Origin of the sequence: Pseudomonas sp. 50_B, from assembly GCF_017491625.1 — a bacterium.
Classification (GTDB): Bacteria; Pseudomonadota; Gammaproteobacteria; order Pseudomonadales; family Pseudomonadaceae; genus Aquipseudomonas; species Aquipseudomonas danubii.
In genome coordinates this window covers 1-521 of sequence record NZ_JAFGYX010000094.1, presented here as the reverse complement: position 1 = coordinate 521, position 521 = coordinate 1, and the positions used below count along the sequence as shown (strand labels likewise).

General features: G+C 56.0%; 1 protein-coding gene. It reads right to left on the bottom strand.

The window, feature by feature from the left end; genetic code table 11:
• The coding region (locus tag J5M73_RS31065; RefSeq protein WP_207816884.1) for an RpiB/LacA/LacB family sugar-phosphate isomerase at positions 1-303 on the bottom strand (303 nt) is incomplete at its 3' end.
• Positions 304-521: the final 218 nt, after the last annotated feature.

Below are 521 nucleotides of genomic sequence, written 5' to 3'. Positions count from 1 at the left end.
CATGATGAGCCGCTCTACGGAGAAGGAGTCGTGGGCGGTACAGGCGCGAATGCCTGGCACCTTGTTGGCCGTGATGGCCATGCCCATCCCGGTGCCGCAGAAGAAGATTCCTCGATCGGCCTTTCCATCTTTGATGACGTGAGCTCCTTTGATGCCGATGTGCGGGTAGAGGGTGTCGTCACCAGCCTGAACACCGACGTCGATAACGTCATCGACTCGCGAATCCGCTTCCAGGTCAGCCTTGACGACATCCTTGTACTCGACTGCCGCCGGATCAGCGGCGACAACGATCCTTAGTCCCATGGTTCCTCCATGTCTCGCTGCCGTGTAGTGGGGAGTCCCACTCGCAACTGCGAGCAACAACGACTCATGACGTTCATATTAACATCGGTTATGTGAAAAGTGATGGATTTAAATGTGAATTGTGCCACCTTGCACCTATCCGTGACGCGCGAAGGATCCTCCTCGCAACCCTTGGCGCTGTGACACTTCGACCATAAGGAATCGCGACTGAGGCGATC